Source organism: Variovorax davisae (genome assembly GCF_030316845.1).
GTDB lineage: Bacteria > Pseudomonadota > Gammaproteobacteria > Burkholderiales > Burkholderiaceae_C > Variovorax > Variovorax davisae.
Genome location: NZ_JASZYS010000008.1, coordinates 49,843 through 69,311 on the forward strand (window position 1 = coordinate 49,843; position 19,469 = coordinate 69,311).

The 19,469-nt window shown below is 69.6% G+C and carries 21 protein-coding genes; 12 read left to right on the forward strand and 9 right to left on the reverse strand.

Annotated features, from left to right (window positions below):
* Nucleotides 1-30: 30 nt before the first annotated feature.
* Nucleotides 31-681 (reverse strand): TetR/AcrR family transcriptional regulator, encoded by a 651-nt coding sequence (locus QTI33_RS19100; RefSeq protein ID WP_286507816.1) that lies wholly within the window; start codon nt 679-681, stop codon nt 31-33.
* 114 nt (nt 682-795) lie between these two features.
* Between QTI33_RS19100 and QTI33_RS19105 the strand changes: the two genes are divergently transcribed.
* Nucleotides 796-2,208 carry a carotenoid oxygenase family protein gene (locus QTI33_RS19105; protein ID WP_286507817.1) on the forward strand — a complete coding sequence of 471 codons (1,413 nt, stop codon included), beginning with the start codon at nt 796-798 and terminating at the stop codon, nt 2,206-2,208.
* Between the two features lie 16 nt (nt 2,209-2,224).
* Here QTI33_RS19105 and QTI33_RS19110 read toward each other — a convergent pair whose 3' ends face one another.
* The 3 genes from QTI33_RS19110 to QTI33_RS19120 form a co-directional block, all read right to left on the reverse strand.
* The gene (locus QTI33_RS19110; protein ID WP_286507818.1) at nt 2,225-2,878 is read right to left on the reverse strand and encodes an ATPase; all 654 of its coding nucleotides are present in this window, start codon (nt 2,876-2,878) and stop codon (nt 2,225-2,227) included.
* A complete protein-coding gene (locus QTI33_RS19115) occupies nt 2,878-3,225 on the reverse strand; it encodes a type II toxin-antitoxin system prevent-host-death family antitoxin (protein ID WP_286507819.1) in 348 nt (115 codons plus the stop codon). Before QTI33_RS19115 ends, QTI33_RS19110 begins: the two co-directional genes overlap by 1 nt.
* A gap of 103 nt (nt 3,226-3,328) precedes the next feature.
* Nucleotides 3,329-3,640, reverse strand: a complete 312-nt coding sequence (locus QTI33_RS19120) for a plasmid stabilization protein (protein WP_286507821.1) — start codon at nt 3,638-3,640, stop codon at nt 3,329-3,331.
* 318 nt (nt 3,641-3,958) lie between these two features.
* Here QTI33_RS19120 and QTI33_RS19125 point away from each other — a divergent pair, with 318 nt between their 5' ends.
* Complete coding sequence (locus QTI33_RS19125; protein ID WP_286507822.1) at nt 3,959-4,162, forward strand: hypothetical protein; 204 nt, start codon at nt 3,959-3,961, stop codon at nt 4,160-4,162.
* Nucleotides 4,163-4,177: 15 nt separating this feature from the next.
* On the opposite strand, the gene QTI33_RS19130 is transcribed toward QTI33_RS19125, so the two are convergent.
* Together QTI33_RS19130 and QTI33_RS19135 are read right to left on the reverse strand one after the other, a co-directional pair.
* Nucleotides 4,178-5,299, reverse strand: a complete 1,122-nt coding sequence (locus QTI33_RS19130; protein ID WP_286507823.1) for a YihY/virulence factor BrkB family protein — start codon at nt 5,297-5,299, stop codon at nt 4,178-4,180.
* Nucleotides 5,300-5,417: 118 nt separating this feature from the next.
* The gene (locus QTI33_RS19135; protein ID WP_286507824.1) at nt 5,418-5,858 is read right to left on the reverse strand and encodes a hypothetical protein; all 441 of its coding nucleotides are present in this window, start codon (nt 5,856-5,858) and stop codon (nt 5,418-5,420) included.
* A 147-nt stretch (nt 5,859-6,005) separates the two neighbouring features.
* Here QTI33_RS19135 and QTI33_RS19140 point away from each other — a divergent pair, with 147 nt between their 5' ends.
* The 10 genes from QTI33_RS19140 to QTI33_RS19185 all read left to right on the forward strand — a co-directional run bounded on the left by QTI33_RS19140 (nt 6,006) and on the right by QTI33_RS19185 (nt 17,365).
* Nucleotides 6,006-6,860: a FadR/GntR family transcriptional regulator gene (locus QTI33_RS19140; protein WP_286507825.1), complete on the forward strand. Its 855-nt coding sequence runs from the start codon at nt 6,006-6,008 to the stop codon at nt 6,858-6,860.
* A 128-nt stretch (nt 6,861-6,988) separates the two neighbouring features.
* Nucleotides 6,989-7,744 (forward strand): ABC transporter ATP-binding protein, encoded by a 756-nt coding sequence (locus tag QTI33_RS19145; protein WP_286507827.1) that lies wholly within the window; start codon nt 6,989-6,991, stop codon nt 7,742-7,744.
* Nucleotides 7,741-8,487: an ABC transporter ATP-binding protein gene (locus tag QTI33_RS19150; RefSeq protein ID WP_286507828.1), complete on the forward strand. Its 747-nt coding sequence runs from the start codon at nt 7,741-7,743 to the stop codon at nt 8,485-8,487. Before QTI33_RS19145 ends, QTI33_RS19150 begins: the two co-directional genes overlap by 4 nt.
* Entirely contained in the window at nt 8,484-9,413 is a 930-nt protein-coding gene (locus tag QTI33_RS19155; protein ID WP_286507829.1) for a branched-chain amino acid ABC transporter permease, read from the forward strand. Before QTI33_RS19150 ends, QTI33_RS19155 begins: the two co-directional genes overlap by 4 nt.
* Nucleotides 9,414-9,422: 9 nt before the next feature.
* Complete coding sequence (locus QTI33_RS19160; RefSeq protein ID WP_286507830.1) at nt 9,423-10,337, forward strand: branched-chain amino acid ABC transporter permease; 915 nt, start codon at nt 9,423-9,425, stop codon at nt 10,335-10,337.
* Nucleotides 10,338-10,386: 49 nt separating this feature from the next.
* Complete coding sequence (locus tag QTI33_RS19165; RefSeq protein ID WP_286507831.1) at nt 10,387-11,652, forward strand: ABC transporter substrate-binding protein; 1,266 nt, start codon at nt 10,387-10,389, stop codon at nt 11,650-11,652.
* A gap of 23 nt (nt 11,653-11,675) precedes the next feature.
* A complete protein-coding gene (locus QTI33_RS19170) occupies nt 11,676-12,770 on the forward strand; it encodes an aldo/keto reductase (RefSeq protein ID WP_286507833.1) in 1,095 nt (364 codons plus the stop codon).
* A 22-nt stretch (nt 12,771-12,792) separates the two neighbouring features.
* Complete coding sequence (locus QTI33_RS19175) at nt 12,793-13,164, forward strand: TIGR04076 family protein (RefSeq protein WP_286507834.1); 372 nt, start codon at nt 12,793-12,795, stop codon at nt 13,162-13,164.
* A 15-nt stretch (nt 13,165-13,179) separates the two neighbouring features.
* Nucleotides 13,180-16,620, forward strand: a complete 3,441-nt coding sequence (locus tag QTI33_RS19180; RefSeq protein ID WP_286507835.1) for a molybdopterin-dependent oxidoreductase — start codon at nt 13,180-13,182, stop codon at nt 16,618-16,620.
* A complete protein-coding gene (locus QTI33_RS19185) occupies nt 16,613-17,365 on the forward strand; it encodes an aspartate dehydrogenase domain-containing protein (RefSeq protein WP_286507836.1) in 753 nt (250 codons plus the stop codon). Before QTI33_RS19180 ends, QTI33_RS19185 begins: the two co-directional genes overlap by 8 nt.
* A 63-nt stretch (nt 17,366-17,428) precedes the next feature.
* Here QTI33_RS19185 and QTI33_RS19190 read toward each other — a convergent pair whose 3' ends face one another.
* Genes QTI33_RS19190 through QTI33_RS19200 form a run of 3 tightly spaced genes read right to left on the reverse strand, consistent with a single transcriptional unit; the run spans nt 17,429 to nt 19,468 of the window.
* Nucleotides 17,429-18,367: a 2-hydroxyacid dehydrogenase gene (locus QTI33_RS19190; RefSeq protein ID WP_286507837.1), complete on the reverse strand. Its 939-nt coding sequence runs from the start codon at nt 18,365-18,367 to the stop codon at nt 17,429-17,431.
* A gap of 2 nt (nt 18,368-18,369) precedes the next feature.
* A complete protein-coding gene (locus QTI33_RS19195) occupies nt 18,370-18,843 on the reverse strand; it encodes a type II 3-dehydroquinate dehydratase (RefSeq protein WP_286507838.1) in 474 nt (157 codons plus the stop codon).
* 7 nt (nt 18,844-18,850) lie between these two features.
* The gene (locus QTI33_RS19200; RefSeq protein WP_286507839.1) at nt 18,851-19,468 is read right to left on the reverse strand and encodes a glutathione S-transferase; all 618 of its coding nucleotides are present in this window, start codon (nt 19,466-19,468) and stop codon (nt 18,851-18,853) included.
* Between the last annotated feature and the right edge of the window lies 1 nt (nt 19,469).

The window sequence follows — 19,469 nt, forward strand, 5'->3', positions numbered from 1 at the left end:
CACGCCGTGCGAAGTCTTGCCCGGCCGACCTCAGCGGGACGCCGGGTCCGCGGCCAGGCTCACGTGCTTGAGCACCGCGTCGACCAGCGCCAGGGGGTCGCGGAAATCGGGGGCCGCCTGGAGCACGCCGTGCAGCCGCTGGTCGATGAGCAGCGTCGCCAGGCCGTGCACATAGGCCCAGGCCGCGGTCACCCGCATGGCGTCCGACGCCGAGAGTGCGTCGGCGGCGGCGGAGGGCGCCTCGCCGATGGTCGGCGCCATCACCTGCATCGCGGCCTTCGCGGCCTGCGACAGCGAAGGTCGGCGCATGTCGATGATCTCGTTGCGGAACATCAGGCCGAACAGCGCCGGGTTGTCGTGCGCGAAGTGCACATAGGCATGGGCGATGGCGTGGCGGCGCTCGCGCCGGTCGGCGACGCCGTCCATGGCCGCCAGCATCGCGTCGCGCAGGCGCTGGAAGCCGACCGCCGCCAGATCGCTCAGCAGGCCCGTGGTGTCGCCGAAGTGATGCCGGGGCGCGGTGTGCGACACCCCCGCCTCGCGCGCGATGGCCCGCAGGCCCAGCCCGGCGATGCCGTCGCGCACCAGCACCGTCTCGGCCGCCGCCAGCAGGGTCAGCGGCAGGCCGCCATGGTGGTACGGCCTGGATTCGGGAGGGGCGAGGGTGGATTCGGTGGCCATCGAGGATGCGCCGCGGGCGCCGGGAAAATCTTAACACTGGAAAAATGGATTGACAGCCTGCCGTCGCGCATGCATATTTCCATTGGAAAGATAAACCAGCGCCAGGAGACTCCCATGGACGAAGCCATCCCCCGCCGCGGCCCGCCTCCGAACATGATGCCGATCGACTTCGAGACCGAGCTGGCATCGCTGCCGCTGCAGGGCGCCCTGCCGGCGGGCCTGCGCGGCACGCTGGTGCGCAACGGGCCCAATCCCGTGGTGCCGGATCCGCGCGCCCATTGGTTCTCGGGCGACGGCATGCTGCATGCTTTCCACATCGAGGATGGCCGGGTCGGCTACCGCAACCGCTGGGTGCGTACCGGCCAGTGGGCGCTGGCGCGGCGCACCGGCCGCAACCCGACCGTGGGCCTGAAAGTCGCGCTGCCCGAGGGCGAGGCGCCGATCGCCGACGACGGCGCCGCCAACACGAACGTGATCGGCCACGCCGGGCGCATGCTGGCGCTCGAAGAGGCGCACCTGCCGATGGCGGTCGACCTTGCCACGCTCGAGACCCTGGGCCCCGACGATTTCGCGGGCGGACTGCAGCACCGGGTCACGGCGCATCCCAAGACCGATCCCCGGACCGGCGAGCTGCTGTTCTTCGGCTATGGGACGCCCGAGTCGCTCTCCAGCGGCATGAGTTTCGGCGTGATCTCGCGCGCGGGCGAGGTGGTCCGGCGCGAGGCGTTCGAGGCGCCCTATGCCAGCATGGTGCACGACTTCGCGGTCAGCGCCGGCCATGTGCTGTTCCCGGTCATGCCGCTGACCGCCAGCCGCGAGCGGGCGCAGTCCGGCGGCCCGCCCTTCGCCTGGGAGCCCGAGTACGGCACCCGGGTCGGCCTGATGCCGCGCGGCGGCAGCACGGCCGACATCGTCTGGTGGCGGGGCCCGGCCTGCTACGTGTTCCACGTCATGAACGCCTGGGAGGCCGATGGCCGGGTGTTCGCCGACGTCATGCAGTTCGACCGGCCGCCGCTGTTCCCACGGCCCGACGGCTCCCCGGCCGGCGATGCGCGAGAGCCGGCACGGCTGGTGCGCTGGCAGTTCGACCTCGCGCGGGCCAGCCGCGAGTTCAGCCAGACGGTGCTGGAAGAGATCCCGGGCGAGTTCCCGCGCATCGACGAACGCCGGGCCGGCCTCCCCTACCGCCACGGCTGGTTCGCCGGCCATGCGCCGGGCGCCGATGGCCTGCTGCGCATGCAGGCGCGGCTGGTCCACGTCGACCATGCCGCGCCGCGCCCCGACGTCTTCACCTTCGAGCCGCCCGACCGCATGTCCGAGCCGGTGTTCGTGCCGCGCGGCGCCGATGCCGAAGAGGGCGATGGCTGGATCCTCGCCACCGTCTGGCGCGGGGCGACCAATACCAGCGACCTGGCGGTGTTCGATGCCCGCCACGTGGCGGCCGGGCCGCTGTGCATCGCGTCGCTGCCGCACCGGGTGCCGGACGGCTTCCACGGCAACTGGTTCGCGGCCGGCTTCCCGCGCTGAGGCGCGGAATCTGTTCTCAGCCCTGCTGCTCGATCGCCGCCTGCACGATCGGGCGCGCCCACTCGGGCGTCGCCGCCAGCGCCGCCGCGTCGTCGGCGGCGGGGAACAGCAGCCGGCCGCCGGCCATCTCGAGCAACAGCACCGGGTCGGGAATCGCCTCGCCGGGCGCCGCCTCGGCGCTGTTGTCGAAGACCTGCAGGCGGGCCAGCAGCGGCAGCAGGCGGATCAGGTTCATGCGCGACCGGGTCCAGCGCTCGCGGATCTTGGCGACCGGGATGTCGTGGCCGCCGGCGGCCACCCGGGCCTGGACCCGCTGCAGGTGCATCTCGGCCGTGGCGAGGCCGCAGAAGATCATGACCACATCGTGGCTGCGCGCGGCCTGCGCCAGCAGTTCGGGGATGGTGCTGGCGCCGAGCGTGGTCTCGAAGGCATGGTTGCGCCGGCCGGCGATCGCGGCGGCGAGCTGTGCGCGGCCGTATTCCCAGGCCCGGCCGTTGGCCTCCTCGACCTCGAGGCCGAGCTGGGCGACCAGTTCGCGCGCATAGCTGTCGGGGTTGTACCAGGCCAGGCCGTGCTCGGCGAGCAGGGCGCCGCCGACCGAACTCTTGCCGGCGCCGTTGACGCCGGCCAGCACCAGGATGAAGGGCCGCGCCGCGCCGGCCTCGGTCATCAGAACGAGGCGCCGGCCTTCGGGCGCCGCGCCAGCCGGCCGCGGGCCGCGAACAGATCGCCCACCTGCCGGGCGGCCTCGGGCTGCTGCAGCACGGCGAGGCGGCTGTCGAAGCGGTTCGACAGCTCGGCGAGCACCGACTGTTCGCGGGCACCGAGCGTCTGCAGGTCGTCGCTCAGCTGCTGGTAGGTGGCGGCGTCGAGCAGCACCATCTCGACCGCGGCATGGTTCGTGATGGCCACGCTGCCGCTCTGGCGAACCTGGCGCACGACGTCGCCCCACTTGTTCTTGACCTGCGAGGCGTTCTGGCGCGGCAGGTCGTGGAGGGCGGGCAAGGCGGTGATCATGGGGTGACTCCGGGTTGGAGTGGCCATTATGGCAAAAATAGTCAAAATTGTGCAGGCGCGGATGGACCCGTCGTCCGCGCCGCCGCTGGCATGGCGAAGAAACTCAGCCGCGATGTTCCGTGTTGCGCTTGCGCGTCGCCGCCGCTTTTTTGGCCGAAGCGGAGCGTGCCGCCGCCGAGCGCGAGGCCGAAGCGGCGCCGCCCAGACGACCGCCCTTGCGGGCCGGCGCATGGTTCTCGGCCTGGCCGCGTCCGCTGCCGCTTTTCTTGCCGCCACCGGTCTCGGCGTTCACCGTCGCCCAGGCGCGCCGTTCGGCCTCGCCCTTGCCGACGCCACGGTGCTCGTAGCCTTTCTCGATATGCTCGGCCTGCCGCTTTTGCTTGTCCGTGTAGGAGGATTTGTCACCTTTGGGCATGATGCGGTTCCTTCTCGTTACGCAAGGCCCGTTTCTTGCACTTGCAGGGCCACTCGCCGGTAGGCGGCCAGAGGCGCCTGGCGTCGGACCGGGCTGGCAGACGCCGATCGCCCGAACCGGTGTTCAGGTGGGCTTAAGGCGCGAGGAGTGGAATAGACGAGACCGCCCCGTGGCCGCTGATCGGCATCCGACACCGGTCCAGGCTGAGGTCCTACCGTTGCCGGCTTGCCGTGAGCGGACACTGCGTCGTGCGTGCCGCTGACGCCGGCGCCAAGGCGCATGGCAGGTCGATGTGCACCTTCTTTGAGGAGTTTTGCAGTGAAGACGACGTTGCGAGCACTCACCGAGATCAGGCTTCGACGCTCTGAAGAAGTGCCCCATGGCAGCACGCCGGATGGCGGCTGCGATCACCTGTGGATCCCCGACAACCGCACCAGCCGGGAGCGGCTCTTGCGGGCCGTTGAGCTGGGCAATCGCCTGCATGGCCCGGCCACCCACTGGATCGAGAAACGCCAGGCCTGAGCCGAAGCCGGCGCGTCAAGTGGCCCGCAGCGCCTTCCTGCGGGTCGCGAGCCGTTGGCGTTGCCGCTGGATGGAGCGCTTCGCGGCGACGTTGGCGATGACCAGGATCGCGAGCACGATGACCTGCCGCGTGAAGGTGGCGGTCGCGCGCTGGCGGAAACGCTCCGCCTGGTCCAGGGCCCGTGCCGTGGCGTCCCCCTGTGACGGCCCCGGGGAGTGGGGCTGGGCGATCGAAGTGCCGGCGTCGGCCACCGCGGCGGCCATCTCGGTGGCCTGTTGCGCCTTGACACCGGCCAGCGACCCGTGCGAGTCGGCGTAGACCTTCGTGAATTCGGCACCCAGCAGGAAGATCTGGGCGGCGTAGTAGACCCAGGCCACCAGCACCACCAGCGAGCCGGCCGCGGCGAAGGATTCCCGGACGCCACTCTTGCCCAGGTACATTCCGATCGCGAACTTGCCGAGTTCGAACAGGATCGCGGTCACAGTGGCACCGATCCATACGTCGCGCCAGGCGATGGGCGCGGTGGGCATCAGCTTGAAGATCATGGCGAAGAGGAGGGCGATGATCGCGACGGAGATCAGCTCGTTGAGACTTTGCAGCACGACCTCCCACCCCGGCACCAGGCCGCCGAACCATCCATCGAAGGCGGCCAGGCCGGCGCTGACCATCAACGAGACGATCAGCAGGAAGGCCAGTCCCAGGATCAGGCCGAACGACAGCAGGCGGGCGCGCAGCATCGACCAGACCCCCGAGGGCTTCTCCTTTTCAGGGACGTGCCAGATCCGGTCCAGGGCGCTCTGCAGTTCTGCGAACACCGTGGTGGCGCCGACCAGCAGCACGACCACGCTGATGAGGCCGGCGATCAGGCCTCGCTCGGGATCGGCGACGCTGCGCAGCAGCGCTTCCACGGCTGCGGCGCCCTCCTGGCCGACCAGCCCCGAGACCTGCGCCACGATCTGCGCCTGGGCGGCGTCGTGGCCGAACAGGGCGCCGGCGATGGCGATGACGATGACCAGCAAGGGGGCCAGCGAGAAGATCGTGTAGTAGGAGATCGCGGCGCCCATGCTCGGCGCATAGTCATCGACCCAGGCGCCCACCGCCTTGCGGCTCAGTGCGAACAGTTGCTTCCAATTCATGACGCGAGCCCGCTGACGACGATGAGCCACTGTCGGGCGAACCGACGCCGGTCGACAGTCAGCAATGCTGCGACTTGGGGTAGGCGACCTTCCCGTGGCGGGCGTCGCCTGGGTCGTACTACTGAGGAATCACGCGCGCATCTTCACCGCTGCCCTGGATGAAGACCAGCTGACCGACACGCAAGTCCCGGGTGACCGGCTGGACCACCACCACCAGCACGCCGGTGTTCGTTCGAACGAAGATCTGCTGGCCTTGCAGCGGCGTGTCGTAGCGCTGCGCGACCCTGGCGCCGGCCACCGTGCCGCCGATGGCGCCCACCACCATGGCGACATCGCGGCCGGTGCCTCCGCCGATGAGGCTGCCGAGCCCCAAGCCAGTGAGGCCGCCGAGCACCGCGCCGACGCCGGTGTGCTGGGAGGTCGGAATGCTGATGGGCGCGATCTGTTCGATCTTGCCTTGGCGGATCATGGCGTCGGGTGCGGCGCCGGGGGCCGCGCAGGCAGCCAGCGCGATCGCCATCAGGATGGCCGCCAGGCGGGAGAAGAGTTTGGCTGTCATGGTCGAGCTCCAGGAAAGGTTGTGTCGGACACCTGTCTTGCGTGGCGCATGATGCCTCTGAAACGGGCGCGGCGCTCGGTTCTCGTGCGCCGGGCGGCCCGGCCCGGCGTGGCCAGGCCGTACCATTGCGGCCAGGAGTGAGTCATCTTGGCGCGCATCAAATCAACGACCTTCGTCTTCCAGCCGGTTCAACTGGTGCGTCCCTGCGAGATCGTCGCGTTCCGCATCGCCGAAGCCATCCGCGCCGGCGACGTCAAGGTCGGTGAGCGGCTGCCTTCCGAACAGAACCTGTCGGAGCAGCTCGGCGTCAGCCGCCCGACCTTGCGGGAGGCCATCAAGCTGATGGTCCAGGCCGGCGTGCTGAACGTCAGGCCCGGGTCGTCGGGCGGCATCTTCGTGATCAGCCAGGCCGTGCCGCAGGAACTCTGCGGCCTGCCGCTGCCCGAACTGCCGATGAGCGACATCGCCGGCGTGCTGGAGGCGCGCCGGCTGTTCGAGCCGCATGTCGCGCGGATGGCGGCCACCTATGGCACCGAGGCCGACTTCCGGGCCATGCGCGACGCCGTGGCGCTGAGCGAGGAGACCGGCGCCCCCTACCGGCGCCGCCGCATCAGCCAGGAGGGCGTCGAACTCATGACCATCGCCAGCACGCGCTTCAACATCGCGGTGGCGCGCGCCACCCAGAACAGCGTGATCGTGCAGATGATGGAGATCCTGCTGCGGCGCATGGAGTCGGTGCGGATGCTGGCCCTGAGCGAGCTGCCCGACATCACGCTGTCGACCCGGACCCTGGCCAACTCGCTGGCCGCCATCGAGAGCGGCGAGCCGGAGCTGATCGACAAGGCCACGCTCGAACGCATCGGCCTGCTCGAAGCGGCCTGGGAGCGGGCCACCGGCCGCCGGCTGCGGCGCCGGCCCCTGTTGCGGCTGGTGCCCGACGAAGGCACCACGACGCCGCCGACGCCGGGCAGCCCGCCCAGGAAGCGCAGCCGCAGCCCATGACGGTGCGTGGTGCCCGAAAAAAAGCGGGCACGCGGCTTGCAGGCTGATTGGTATCAAAATATACTGAATTCGGTTGGAATTTGGATATTTGGTTCTTGGCCCCTTGGGCTGATCAGGAGTCCGACACCGTGCTGGAGCTTGAAAACGTGGTTCGAACCTTCGGTGCGCTGCGCGCCGTCGACGGGGTCAGCCTGCGCGTCGGCAAGGCCAGCATCACCGGGCTGATCGGCCCCAACGGTGCGGGCAAGACCACGCTGTTCAACACCATCGCGGGCACGCACGGACCGGATGCGGGCGTGATCCGCCTGAACGACGCGCGCATCGACGGACTGCGGCCCGACCAGGTGTTCCATCGCGGCCTGGGCCGCACCTTCCAGATCCCGCGCCCGCTCGGCACGCTCACGGTGATCGAGAACATGCTGCTGGTGCCGATCGACCAGAGCGGAGAGAAGTTCTGGAACACCTGGCTGCGGCGCGGCCACATCCGCAGGCAGGACGCCGCCAACCTCGAGAAGGCGCGCGAGGTGATCGACTTCGTCGGCCTGTCGCACCTGGCCGATCAACCGGCGCGCGTGCTGTCGGGCGGCCAGCAGAAGCTGCTCGAGCTGGCGCGCATCCTGATGGTCGACCCCTCGATCATCCTGCTCGACGAACCCGCCGCCGGGGTCAATCCGGTGCTGCTCGAAAGCCTGGTGGAACGCATCCAGGCCTTGCACCAGCGCGGCGTCACCTTCCTGCTGATCGAGCACAACATGGACATGGTGATGCAGCTGTGCAACCCGGTGATCGTGATGGCGCAAGGCCGGGTGGTGATGGAGGGTACGCCCGAGGCGGTGCGCACCGATGCGCGCGTGATCGACGCCTACCTGGGAGACCAGCCATGAGCGCGGTGGGTGGCCATCTGCTGGAAGCCGAATCGGTCGTCGCGGGCTACGTGCCCGACCTGCCGATCGTGCACGGCGTGAGCCTGGGCGTGGCGACCGGAGAGATCCTCGTCATCCTCGGCCCCAACGGCGCCGGCAAGTCGACGCTGCTCAAGTCCTTGGCGGGCGTGGTCCCGATGTTCGGCGGCCGGGTCCACCTGGCGGGCGAAGAGATCACCGGCACGCCGGCGCACCGGCTGTCGGCGCGCGGCGTCGGCTTCGTGCCGCAGACCGGCAATGTCTTCACCTCGCTCACGGTCGACGAGAACCTGCGCATCGGCGGCTACCTGCTCAGGAGCGGCTTGCGCGAGCGGCTCGACGCCGCCTACGCGCGCTTTCCCGACCTGGCCCAGCGGCGCCGGCACGCGGGCCATGCGCTGTCGGGCGGACAGCGGCAGATGCTGGCGATCGCCCGCGCGCTCATGACGGCGCCGCGGCTGCTGCTGCTCGACGAGCCCAGCGCCGGCCTGTCGCCGCTGATGGTCAGCGAGGTGTTCGCCCAGGTGCGCAGGATCGCCGACAGCGGCATCGCGGTCCTGATGGTGGAGCAGAACGTCAAGGCCGGCCTGCGCATCGCCGATCGCGGCCTGATCCTGGTCAACGGCCGGGCGGCCCACACCGGGGCGGCGGCGCAGTTGAGCAGCGACCCGCTGATCGCCCAGCTCTACCTCGGCAAGCATGCGGCGGCGGGGGTGTCGCCATGATCGCGCAGGCCATCGTCGACGGCTTCCTGAGCGGCGCGGTGGTGGCGCTGGGCGCCATCGGCGTCACCTTCAGCCTCGCCATCCTGCGCTTCGCGAACTTCTCGCATGGCGACCTGCTCTCGGTGGGCGGCTATGCCGCGCTGTTCGTGCTGCTGATCACCGGCAGCACCTTGCCCGGCGCCACCGGCGCCCTGAGCACGCCCATCGGCCCCTTCTCCTTCGGCTGGGGCCTGCCGCTGGCGGTCGCGTTCGGCATCGCGGTGGCGGTGTCCATCTCGCTGCTGCTCGACCGGCTGGTCTACCGGCGGCTGCGCAAGCGCAGCGCCGATCCGTTGACGCTGGTGTTCGCCTCCTTCGGCCTCGCGCTGGTGCTGCGCAACCTCCTGCTGCTGCTCTTCGGACCCGACCCCCACAACTACAGCAGCGAGATCCAGATGGCCCTGCGCCTGCCGGGCCGCGTGCTGGTGATGCCCGACCAGGTGCTGGTGTTCGGCATCACGCTGGCCGTGCTGGCGCTGCTGTGGCTCTTCCTGCAGCACACGCGCCACGGCATCGCGATGCGCTCGGTGGCCGAGAACCCGATGCTGTCCAGCATCGCCGGCATCGACATCGCCAGCACCGTGCGGCTGACCTGGATCGTCTCGGCCGCGCTGGCCGCGCTGGCCGGCATCTTCTATGGTGTCACCGTGCAGGTGCGCCCCGAGATGGGGCTCAACCTGCTGCTGCCTTTGTTCACCGCCGCCATCATCGGCGGTGTCGGCAGCGTCACCGGCGCGGTGCTGGGCGCGCTGCTCATCAGCCTCTGCGAGAACCTGTTCACGCTCGTGATACCCAGCACCTACAAGCCGATGATCGCCTTCGTGCTGTTGCTGCTGGTCCTCTACGTCCGGCCGCAGGGCCTCATCGCGCCCAAAGGGCAAAGCTAGGGTTGCGCCATGCTGTCGTACCTGATCTTCTTCGTCACCGTGGCCTCGATCCTCTCGATCGCCACGCTGGGGCTCAACCTGCAGTGGGGCGTCTCCGGCCAGTTCAACGCCGGCGTGGTGGGCTTCGTCGCGGTCGGGGGCTACGGGATGGCCATCCTGACCATGCCGGTGAGCGAGCAGCTGCTGGTGCGTCTTCACCTGCCCTTCGGCGTCGGCCTGGCGGCGAGCCTGGTGGTGTGCGCCCTGGTGGCACTCCTGGTGGCTCTGGCGACCCTGCGCCTGCGCAGCGACTACCTGGCGATCGCGACCTTCGGCATCGCCACGTCCATCCAGCTGCTGGCCAACAACCTCGAACCGCTGACCGGCGGCTCGCGGGGGCTGGTCGGCATCCCGCGGCCGTTCGAGGGCCTCGGGCCGCGCGGCTTCGCGCTCGGCTACCTGGCGATGGTGCTGGTGCTGCTGGGCGCGGTGTACGCCGGCCTGCAGGCGCTGCTGAACTCGCCCTGGGGCCGGGTGCAGCGCGCGCTGCGCGAGGACGAGACCGTCTGCGCCGCGCTGGGCAAGAACGTGGTGCGCTTCCGCCTCACGGCCTTCGTGCTCGGTGCCATGCTGATGGGGCTGTCGGGCGCGCTGTACGCGGGCTTCGTCGGCACCACCAGCCCCTCGGAATTCATGCCGATCATGACCTTCCAGATCTGGGCCATGCTGATCGTCGGCGGCAGCGGCAACAACCGCGGCGCCATCGCCGGCACCTTCGTCATCTGGGGACTGTGGACCTTCTCGGGCATCGCCATCGTCTCCTTGCTGCCGCCGACCCTCCAGGCCCAGGGCGGCGCGGTGCAGGCGATCCTGATCGGATCGATCCTGGTCGCGACGCTGCTGCTGCGGCCGCGCGGCCTGCTCGGTGCCCGGCACGCCACCTGACGGCGCGCCGGCGTTTTCCCATTTCTCTCACAGCAACCAGGAGTTCGACATGAACGCTCTCAAAAGATGGCTCGCGACCAGCGTCGCCCTGTGCGCGATGCTCGGCGCCGCCAACGCCTCCGCGCAAGACTGCCCCAAGCTGGGCGGCGTCCTCGCACTCACCGGCGCCCAGGGCGCGATCGGCAAGGTGATCGCCGACGCCGGCAAGCTGGCCGTCGACCAGGTCAACAAGGCCGGCGGCGTCAAGGGCTGCCAGGTCGAATTCTCGCTGCGCGACGACACCAGCCAGCCCTCGGTCGGCGTCGATGCCGCGCGCTACCTGGTCGACGTGCAGAAGGTGTCCGCCATCGTCGGCCTGGTCGGCAGCGGCACGGCGCTGGCGGTCGTCAACTCGGTCTCGGTGCCCAACAAGGTGCCGACCATCGCCTGCTGCGCCGTCACGCCGTCGCTCACCAAAATGGCCCAGGAGGGCAAGACCGACGGCTACTTCTTCCGCACCATCCCGACCGCGCGCACCATGGCTCTGGCGCATGCGCAGGCGGTCAAGGACAAGGGCTACAAGAAGACGGTCATCATGTACATCAACAACGACTTCGGCACCGGCGTGGCGCCGGACGCCAAGAAGGCCATCGAGCAGCTCGGCGGCAGCGTGGTCGGCATGGTGGCCTACAACGAGAACCAGTCGTCCTACCGCTCGGAAGTGAACAAGGCGCTGGCGCTGGAGCCCGATTCGCTGGTGCTGGTGGGCCTGTCGCAGGACGGCACCATCATCCTGCGCGAATGGTTCTCGCTCGGTGGCACGCCCAACGTGATCCTGCACAACACGCTGCGCTCGATGGACGTCGTCAAGGGCATCGGCGAGCGCTTCCTGACCAAGGCCGTGGGCGTGGACAACGGGCAGGCCTCGGGCCCGACGGCCGACGCCTTCAACAAGGATTTCACGGCCGCCTACAACCGCCCCGCGGTCGGTCCCGGCCTGCACACCATGTACGACGCGGTGGCGGTGACCTTGCTCGCGATGCAGGCCGCGCCCAAGCTGGACGGCGCGTCGATCCGCGATGCTCTCAGGGCCGTGCAGGACCCGACGGGGCTCGAGGTCGGCCCGGGGGTCGAAGGCCTGAAGAAGGGTCTCGATGCGCTCAAGGCCGGCAAGAAGATCCGCTACGTCGGCGCCACCGGTGGCTTCCGTTTCGACAAGAACGGCGACGTGACCGGCCCGATGCTGATCTGGAAGATCAGCAACGGCGAGATCGTGACCGAGAAGACCCTCACGCTCGAAGAGATGAACGCGCTCGAACAGAAGGTCGGGCTCTGAGCCCGGCGCAGCAAAGGCCTCCCATGACCATCGAAACCATCACCCTGGCGCCGGGCTACACCATCTCGCGCGTCGCCAAAGGCAACTGGCAGCTGGCCGCCAAGCACGGCGCACCCTATGCGCAGGACGACGCCGTCGAAGACATGCGCCGCTTCGTGGAAGCGGGCATCAACGCCTTCGACTGTGCCGACCACTATGTCGGCGTCGAAGACACCATCGGCCTGTTCCGGCGGCGCTATCCCGAGCTCGGCAAGCAGCTGCGCGTGTCGACCAAGTACACGCCCGACATCGAGCTGATCCCGCATCTCACGCGCCGCGACGTCGAGACGGCCGTCGACACCTCGCTGCAGCGCCTGGGCGTCGAGCAGCTCGACCTGGTGCAGTTCCACTGGTGGGACTACGAGGTGCCGGGGTGCGTGCAAGCCATGCAATGGCTGCAGGAGTTCCAGAAGGCCGGCAAGATCGCGCACCTGGGCACCACCAACTTCAATGTCGCGCGGCTGCGCGAGATCGTCGACGGCGGCGTCACGCTGCTGACCAACCAGCTGCAGTATTCGCTGCTCGACCGCCGGCCCGAGAACGGCATGGTCGAACTGTGCCGCCAGCACGGCATCCAGCTGCTGTGCTATGGCACGGTGGCCGGGGGCTTTCTGTCCGACAAGTGGCTCGGCCAGCCGAGCCCGCCGCCGCCGTTCGAGAACCGTTCGCTCATCAAGTACCGGCTCATCATCGAGGAGTTCGGCGGCTGGGAGGCTTATCAGGCCTTGCTGCGCGCGCTCGACACGATCGCGAAGAAACACGGCAGCAGCATCGCCGCGGTCGCGGCGCGCTACGTGCTGGACCGGCCGCAGGTGGCGGCGGCGCTGGTGGGCGCCAAGGACGCGCGCCATCTCGACGAGACGCTGGCGATCTTCAGCCTGCGCCTGGATGCCGAAGACCTGGCGAGCCTGGGCGCGCTCTCCGACGCGGCACCCGGACCGGCCGGCGACTGCTACGACATCGAGCGCGAGAAGGACGGCACCCACGCCAGGATCATGCAGATGAACCAGAACACGCACGGCGCGCCGGCCCACATCGATATGTCGCCCCCGATCGCCGCCATCGGCGCGCGTTCCTGACCCGCAACTCCAAGGAATCGCCATGAGCTCACTGAAGCACGACCCGACGCAACAGGATGAATTCGAACTCTTCGACCTGCGCGTGGAGGTGGTGGAATCCGACAAGCCCTTCATCATGCATGTGAAGAAAGGCGACTATTTCGATGTCATCGGCGGGCGCGTGGTGCTGCCGCCGGACAACCCGAGCTTCTCGCTCTACGGCCTGCTGGCGGTGCTGCCCTTCATACCCGCCAAGCAGCGCCCCACGCACCCGAACGACTGGATGACCTCCGACTGCCTGATCGCCAGCACCGACCCGGCCTGCGGCGCGCGCTTCAAGATCACGCGGCTCGGCAAGCGCTCGCTGCACCACGGCGATTTCAGCGTGGTGCCGCTGGGCGAGACGAACGGCTGACGCCGCGGACAGCGTGTGACCGAAGCCACGCTCCAACGCAAGGCCGGCTTCTGCGCGCTGTGCCGGTCGCGCTGCGGTGCCCAGTACCTGGTGCAGGACGGGCAGCTGGTGGGTGTGGAGCCATGGGCCGGGCATCCGACCGGCGGCGCGCTGTGCGCCAAGGGTCGCGCCGCGCCGGAGTTGGTGTACCACCCGCAGCGCCTGCGCAAGCCGCAGAAGCGCACGCGGCCGCGCGGCGACGACGATCCGGGCTGGGTCGAGGTCTCGTGGGACGAAGCGCTGGACGACATCGCCGCGCGGCTCGACACCATCAAGCGCGAGAGCGGCGCCCATGCGGTGGCCTTCTCGAGCGCATCGCCTGGCGCCACGGCGCTGTCCGACAGCCTCGACTGGATCGAGCGCCTGATCTTCGCCTTCGGCAGTCCGAATTTCCTCACGGGCGTCGAGATCTGCAACTGGCACCGCGACCACACGCACGCCTTCACCTTCGGCGCCGGCATCGGCATGCCCGACTACGCGCACTCGGACCTCATCCTGCTCTGGGGCTTCAACCCGGGCAACGTCTGGCTGGCGCAGGCGAACGCGGTGGCCGCGGCGCGCGCGCGCGGCGCGCAGCTGATGGTGATCGATCCGGCGCGCACGCGCCATGCGCGCGATGCCGACCTCTGGCTGCGCCTGCAACCGGGCACCGATGCCGCGCTGGCGCTCGGGCTCGCGCGCGGCCTGATCGAAGGCGGCCTCTACGACGACGATTTCGTGCGCAGGTGGAGCAATGCGCCGCTGCTCGTGCGCGAGGACAACGGCGCCCTCCTGACCGAGCGCGACCTGGACCCCTCGGCGGCTACCGATCTGCCGCTCGGATGGAGCCTCGCCAGCGGATGCACGATCTCGATCGACACCGCTGCCGAACTGCCGGCCGAGGTGGCGCCACAGCTCGCCTTGCGTGGCCGCTTCGAGCTGCCGTCGCCCATCGGGGCGCTCGCCTGCAGCCCGGCCTTCGAGCACTATGCCGCGGCCTGCAGCGACTACACGCCCTGGCGCGTCGAACAGCTCACCGGCATCCCGGCCGCGCAGGTCGATGCCGCCATCGCGGCCATCGGCAAGGCGCGCCGCATCAGCTATTTCTGCTGGACCGGCATCAGCCAGCACGTCAACGCCACGCAGACGGACCGCGCCATCGCGCTGCTGTACGCACTCACGGGCAGCATCGATGCGCCGGGCGGCAACCTGCTGCTGCGGCGCCAGCCCGTCAACCGTCCCAACGACCGCTCGCTGCTGCCGCAGGCACAGGCGCGCCTGGCGCTGGGGCTCGCCGAGCGCCCGCTCGGTCCGCCGGCCTTCGGCTGGACATTGGGACGCGACTTCCACGATGCCGTCCTCACCGGGCAGCCGTACCGGGTGCGGGCGCTGGTCGGCTTCGGTGCCAACCTGCTGATGTCGCAAGCCGATACGCCGCGTTCCCGCGCGGCCTTGCAGGCGCTGGAGTTCCAGGTGCACTGCGACATCTTCGAGACGCCGACCGGTCGCCATGCGGACTACCTGCTGCCGGTCAACACGCCGTGGGAACGCGAAGGGATGCGCGTCGGCTTCGAGATCGATGGCGCGGCCGAGGAGTGGGTCCAACTGCGCCAGCCGATCGTGGCGCAGGACAGCGGCAACGAGGCGCGCTCGGACCTCGAAATCGTGTTCGCCCTCGCCACGCGGCTGGGCCTGGCTGCGCAGTTCTTCGACGGCGACATCGAGCGCGCCTGGGACCACATGCTCGCGCCGATCGGCCTCACGACCGCCCGGCTGCGCAGCCGGCCGGAGGGCATCCGCGTGCCGGTGGCGCAGCCGCCACGCAAGTACGCCGAGCGGCTGGCCGACGGCTCGGTGCGCGGCTTCGCCACGCCGAGTCGTCGCATCGAGTTCTATTCGCCGCAACTGCGGGCTCATGGGTATGCCGCGGTGCCACGCGCGCTGGAGCCGCTGGGGGCGGTGGCGCTGGACGGGCACGAGCTCGAAGACTTCCCGCTGACCCTGAGTTGCGCCAAGAGCGGCTACTACTGCCAGAGCCAGCATCGCGGCCTGGCATCGCTTCGGCGGCGGGAGCCCGAGCCGCATGCGCGCCTGCATCCGGCGCTGGCGGCCGCACGCGGCCTGGCCGAGGGCGACTGGTTCATCGTGCGCACCCGCAACGGCCAGGCGCGCTTTCGCGCCCGCTTCGACGAGGCGCTGGCGCCGCACGTGGTGATGGCCAGCTTCGGCTGGTGGCAGGCCTGCGAAGACCTGGGTCTTGCCGGTGGCGATCCGCTGGCCGCGGGCCACAGCCATTTCAATGCGCTGGTCAGCACGGAACACATGGACGCCCTGTCGGGCTCGATCGCACTGCGCGCCTTTCCGTGCCGGATCGAAGCCGACCTGTCCGTCCGAGGCCGCGCCTGGACGGGCTGGAAGCCATTCGACGCACGCGTGATCGGGCGCACGGGCGGCGATGTGATCGAGATCGAACTCACGCCGCAGGACGGCAGCATGCTGCCCGCCTACCTCGCGGGGCAGCATGTGCCATTGGTCTTCGAGGCCGGCACAGTCCGGCTCGAACGCAGTTATTCCCTCATCGGCGCCGCCAACGTGGACGGGGCGCGCAGCTATCGCATCGGGGTCAAGCGCAATTCGCGGAACGACGGGTTGTCGGTGCGCCTGCACGAAGCGCTCGCCGGCGGTGCGGCCGCATCGGTCACCGTGGCGCTGCAGACGCCGCGCGGGCGCTTCCTGCTCCCGCTGGCGCATTCGGTGCCGGTGGTGCTGGTGGCCGCGGGCATCGGCATCACGCCGTTTCTCTCGATGCTGGAGACGCTGGCGGCGAGCGGGGTGCGGCTGCAGTCGCCGATCGTGCTCCTCTATGGCAGCCGCGACGGTGCCCATCACGCGTTTGCCGACCGCCTGGCCGCGTTGGCACGACGACTGCCGAAGCTGCGCGTCGTGGATGTCTACAGTCGGCCGCGCGAGGCGGACCAGGCAGGGCGAGATTTCGCGCACGCGGGCCGCATCGGGGCCCATCTGGTGCCGCCTTCGTTGATCGTGCAGCAAGCCCGCTTCTACATGTGCGGTCCCGAGGCCATGATGCGCAGCATGCGATCGGAGCTGCTGGCGCTCGGTGTGCAGCGCTTCGCGGTCTTCCAGGAAAGCTTCCAGCCGTCCATCCAGTTCGACGCGTTGGCCGGGCCCTTCGACGTGTCCTTCATCCGCACCGGCCTGACCGTGTCGTGGACCGCAGCCGACGGCAGTCTGCTCGACCTGGCGGCACGGCATGGCCTGCGGCTGCCCAGTGGCTGCCGCGTAGGCCAATGCGAGAGTTGCCTGCTGCGCGTGGTGTCCGGGCTGGTTCGGCATCCTGTCGACGTGGAGCTCGCGGAAGAGGACGCCTGCCTGAGTTGTGTGGCGACCCCTCTGAGCGACCTGGTCATCGATGCCTGAATCCAAATCGCTCCCGGAACGCCGTCTCGGACTGATCGGGTTCGGCCGTATCGCATCGCCCGTCATCGATTGCTGGAACGAGGGTGGCCTGCCGGGCTGGAAGCTGGCCGGTGTGCTGGCGCGCGGTGCGCGGCAGCGCGGCGCCGTACGCAGCACCGACGATGCGGAAGATTTCTTCCGCCGGCCCTTCGACCTGATCATCGAAGCGGCCGGCCCGCCTGCGCTGGCCGCTCTGGGCGAACGGGCGCTGGCGGTGGCGGATGTATGGACCGTCAGCGCCGCGGCGCTCGCCGATGCCACGCTGTTCGATGCATTGCAGGCTGCCGGCCTGCGCGCCGGCCATCGCTTGCGCGTCATGCCGGGGGCCATCGCGGGCCTCGACGGCGTCGCCATGGCCTCGGTGGATCCGGCGGCCGAGCTTCAACTCGACATCGACCTGGTGCCGGGGCCGGGCCCGCGTGCGCTGGTGTTTTCAGGCAGCGTGCGCGAGGCGGCCCTGCGCTTCCCCGACAGCGTCAACGTGGCCGCCGCCGCCGCGCTGGCCGGCCCCGGCCTGGACAAGGCCCGCATCCATGTCTACCACCCGGGTCCGGTGCCGCGGCACCGCCTGGCATTGAGGGCCACGAGCCGCTTCGGGCTCGTGCAGGCGTCGGTCGAGCCGCTGCGCGGCCCCGGGGTTCATCCGGTTTCGGCCTGCCTGATCGCTGCCTTGCGCGCCGAGTTGCGGGCGATCTGGAGCGGCTGAATCGGCGGGACGCAGTTGCGAAGGCAGCCGTTTCAGCGCCGCCGTGCACGCCACGAGCGGCCGTCAATAGCCGCGCGCAGGCTCGATGATGTTGTCCGGCGCTTCGCCGGCCGCGACGCGCAGGATGTTGGCTGCGATCTGCCTGGCCGATGAAGACGGAATGGCCACGGAGGCGAGGTGCGGCGTGATGAGCACATTGGGCATGCGCCACAGCGCATCGTCGGCCGGCAGGGGTTCGCGCTCGAAGACGTCCAGCGTCGCCGCGCCGATGCGGCCGCTCTGGAGCAGCTCGGTCATTGCGGCCTGGTCGACCAGGGCGCCCCGGGCGACATTGATGAAGGCGGTGCCGGGCCGCAGTTTCTCGAGGCGGGCGCGATCGAAGAGCTGCCGCGTCTGCGGCGTGAGCGGCAGCATCAGCACGACGATGTCGGCTTGGCCGATCACGGCGTCGAGGGTCTCCAGGCCGGCCGAACATGCCACGCCGTCGATCTGCGCCAGGCTGCGCGACCACCCCAGGGTTCGGAACCCCTGGCGCTGGATCTCGTGCGCTGCCTGGGCCCCCAGCTGCCCCAGTCCCAGCACCGCCACCGTGATGTCCTCCGGTGAACGCGGGTGGCGATAAGTCCACCGGCCCGCGCGCTGGGCCTGCTCGAAGTGCGGTATATCCCGAGCATGCCGGAGCACGGCGAACAGCACGTAGCCGGCCATCATCCGCGCCATCTGGGGATCGGTGATGCGGGTGATGGGGATGTTCGGCGGGAGGTCGTCGCGTCCCACCAGAGAGTCGACGCCGGCCCCCAGGTTGATGATCAGCCGCAGTTGGGTCATCTTTTCGAAGATGCCCTGCGGGGGTTTCCAGACCATCGCGTAGTCGATCTCTTCCGGCCGCTCGGCCTCGCCGGCGTGAACCACCCGGAGTGCCGGCAGCTGCGCCTGAAGCGCCTGCTTCCAGGTCTGGAAATCGTCGAAGTCGCTGTAGAAGGCGAGGGTGCCGACGGTCATGTTCAGGCCGCCTGCGGGTTCTTTCGCACCAGGCGCGCGACGGCCTCGATGGCGAGTTCGTAGCCGTCGCCGCCGAGTCCGGCGATGACGCCGTGCGCCGCCTTCGAGATGTAGGAGTGGTGGCGGAAGGGCTCGCGCTTCCAGATGTTGCTCACGTGGGCCTCGATGATCTTGCCGGGAAAGGAGAGCAGGGCATCCAGGATGGGGATGGAGGTGTAGGTCAGGCCGGCCGCGTTGATGACGATGCCGTCGGCGACGCCGCGCGCTTCCTGGATCCAGTCGATCAGCTGTCCTTCGTGGTTGGACTGCAGGAAACGCAGCTGGACCTGCAGCGCCGCCGCCTTCTGCTCGCAGCGCGACTGCAGCACGGGGAAGCTGTCGGTGCCGTAGTTCTTGTTGGCATCCAGGCCATAGAGGTTGGCGTTGGGGCCGTTCAGGAACCAGACGGAGATGGGAGAAGTCGAGGTGTCGGTCATGGGTTCTTCAAGCGTCGTGGGGTCGGGTGGCCTGCATGGCGGGCAGGCGCTGGAAGGCTTCGTTCCAGCGGGCGGCGTTGCCGCATGGCGCGCGCCAGTCCAGTTCGGGAAAGCGGAAGTCCAGGTAGCCCAGTGCGCAGCCGATGGTGATCTCGCCGATGGTGGGCGTGTCGTGGTTCAACTCGGAGGCGATGGCTTCGATGGCATCCAGGCAGGCCGTGACCTTGGTCAACAGGGCCTCGCGCCAGGTGGGCCACTGGCATTCGGGAGGACGCGCCGTCAGCTCGTAGCGCGCCAGCAGCGCGGCGTCGAGCAGGCCATCGCCGAGCGCCTGGCGGCCGAGCGCAGTCCATCGATCGGCGCCGGCAGCAGGGAAGATCGTGGCTGCGTCCGCCTGGCTGGCCAGGTACTCGCAGATCACGCGGCTGTCGTAGAGCACCCGGCCGTCTTGCAGGATCAGGGTCGGCACCTTGGCGAGCGGGTTGTGGGCCGCAATGCGAGGGTCGCGTCGAACCGGATGGGCGGCGCTGTCCAGCAGCTGGATGTTGCCAGCCTGTCCGGCCAGGTGCGCGCACACCATGACCTTCCGCACGAAGGGCGATGTCGGCGCGAAGAGGAGTTTCATC

What these genes read in the sequence shown, in the direction of transcription:
- QTI33_RS19100 (WP_286507816.1), bottom strand. Translation starts at nt 681, where the DNA reads ATGGCCACCGAATCCACCCTCGCCCCTCCCGAATCCAGGCCGTACCAC.
- QTI33_RS19105 (WP_286507817.1), top strand. Translation starts at nt 796, where the DNA reads ATGGACGAAGCCATCCCCCGCCGCGGCCCGCCTCCGAACATGATGCCG.
- QTI33_RS19110 (WP_286507818.1), bottom strand. Translation starts at nt 2,878, where the DNA reads ATGACCGAGGCCGGCGCGGCGCGGCCCTTCATCCTGGTGCTGGCCGGC.
- QTI33_RS19115 (WP_286507819.1), bottom strand. Translation starts at nt 3,225, where the DNA reads ATGATCACCGCCTTGCCCGCCCTCCACGACCTGCCGCGCCAGAACGCC.
- QTI33_RS19120 (WP_286507821.1), bottom strand. Translation starts at nt 3,640, where the DNA reads ATGCCCAAAGGTGACAAATCCTCCTACACGGACAAGCAAAAGCGGCAG.
- QTI33_RS19130 (WP_286507823.1), bottom strand. Translation starts at nt 5,299, where the DNA reads ATGAATTGGAAGCAACTGTTCGCACTGAGCCGCAAGGCGGTGGGCGCC.
- QTI33_RS19135 (WP_286507824.1), bottom strand. Translation starts at nt 5,858, where the DNA reads ATGACAGCCAAACTCTTCTCCCGCCTGGCGGCCATCCTGATGGCGATC.
- QTI33_RS19150 (WP_286507828.1), top strand. Translation starts at nt 7,741, where the DNA reads ATGAGCGCGGTGGGTGGCCATCTGCTGGAAGCCGAATCGGTCGTCGCG.
- QTI33_RS19155 (WP_286507829.1), top strand. Translation starts at nt 8,484, where the DNA reads ATGATCGCGCAGGCCATCGTCGACGGCTTCCTGAGCGGCGCGGTGGTG.
- QTI33_RS19160 (WP_286507830.1), top strand. Translation starts at nt 9,423, where the DNA reads ATGCTGTCGTACCTGATCTTCTTCGTCACCGTGGCCTCGATCCTCTCG.
- QTI33_RS19165 (WP_286507831.1), top strand. Translation starts at nt 10,387, where the DNA reads ATGAACGCTCTCAAAAGATGGCTCGCGACCAGCGTCGCCCTGTGCGCG.
- QTI33_RS19170 (WP_286507833.1), top strand. Translation starts at nt 11,676, where the DNA reads ATGACCATCGAAACCATCACCCTGGCGCCGGGCTACACCATCTCGCGC.
- QTI33_RS19175 (WP_286507834.1), top strand. Translation starts at nt 12,793, where the DNA reads ATGAGCTCACTGAAGCACGACCCGACGCAACAGGATGAATTCGAACTC.
- QTI33_RS19185 (WP_286507836.1), top strand. Translation starts at nt 16,613, where the DNA reads ATGCCTGAATCCAAATCGCTCCCGGAACGCCGTCTCGGACTGATCGGG.
- QTI33_RS19190 (WP_286507837.1), bottom strand. Translation starts at nt 18,367, where the DNA reads ATGACCGTCGGCACCCTCGCCTTCTACAGCGACTTCGACGATTTCCAG.
- QTI33_RS19195 (WP_286507838.1), bottom strand. Translation starts at nt 18,843, where the DNA reads ATGACCGACACCTCGACTTCTCCCATCTCCGTCTGGTTCCTGAACGGC.
- QTI33_RS19200 (WP_286507839.1), bottom strand. Translation starts at nt 19,468, where the DNA reads ATGAAACTCCTCTTCGCGCCGACATCGCCCTTCGTGCGGAAGGTCATG.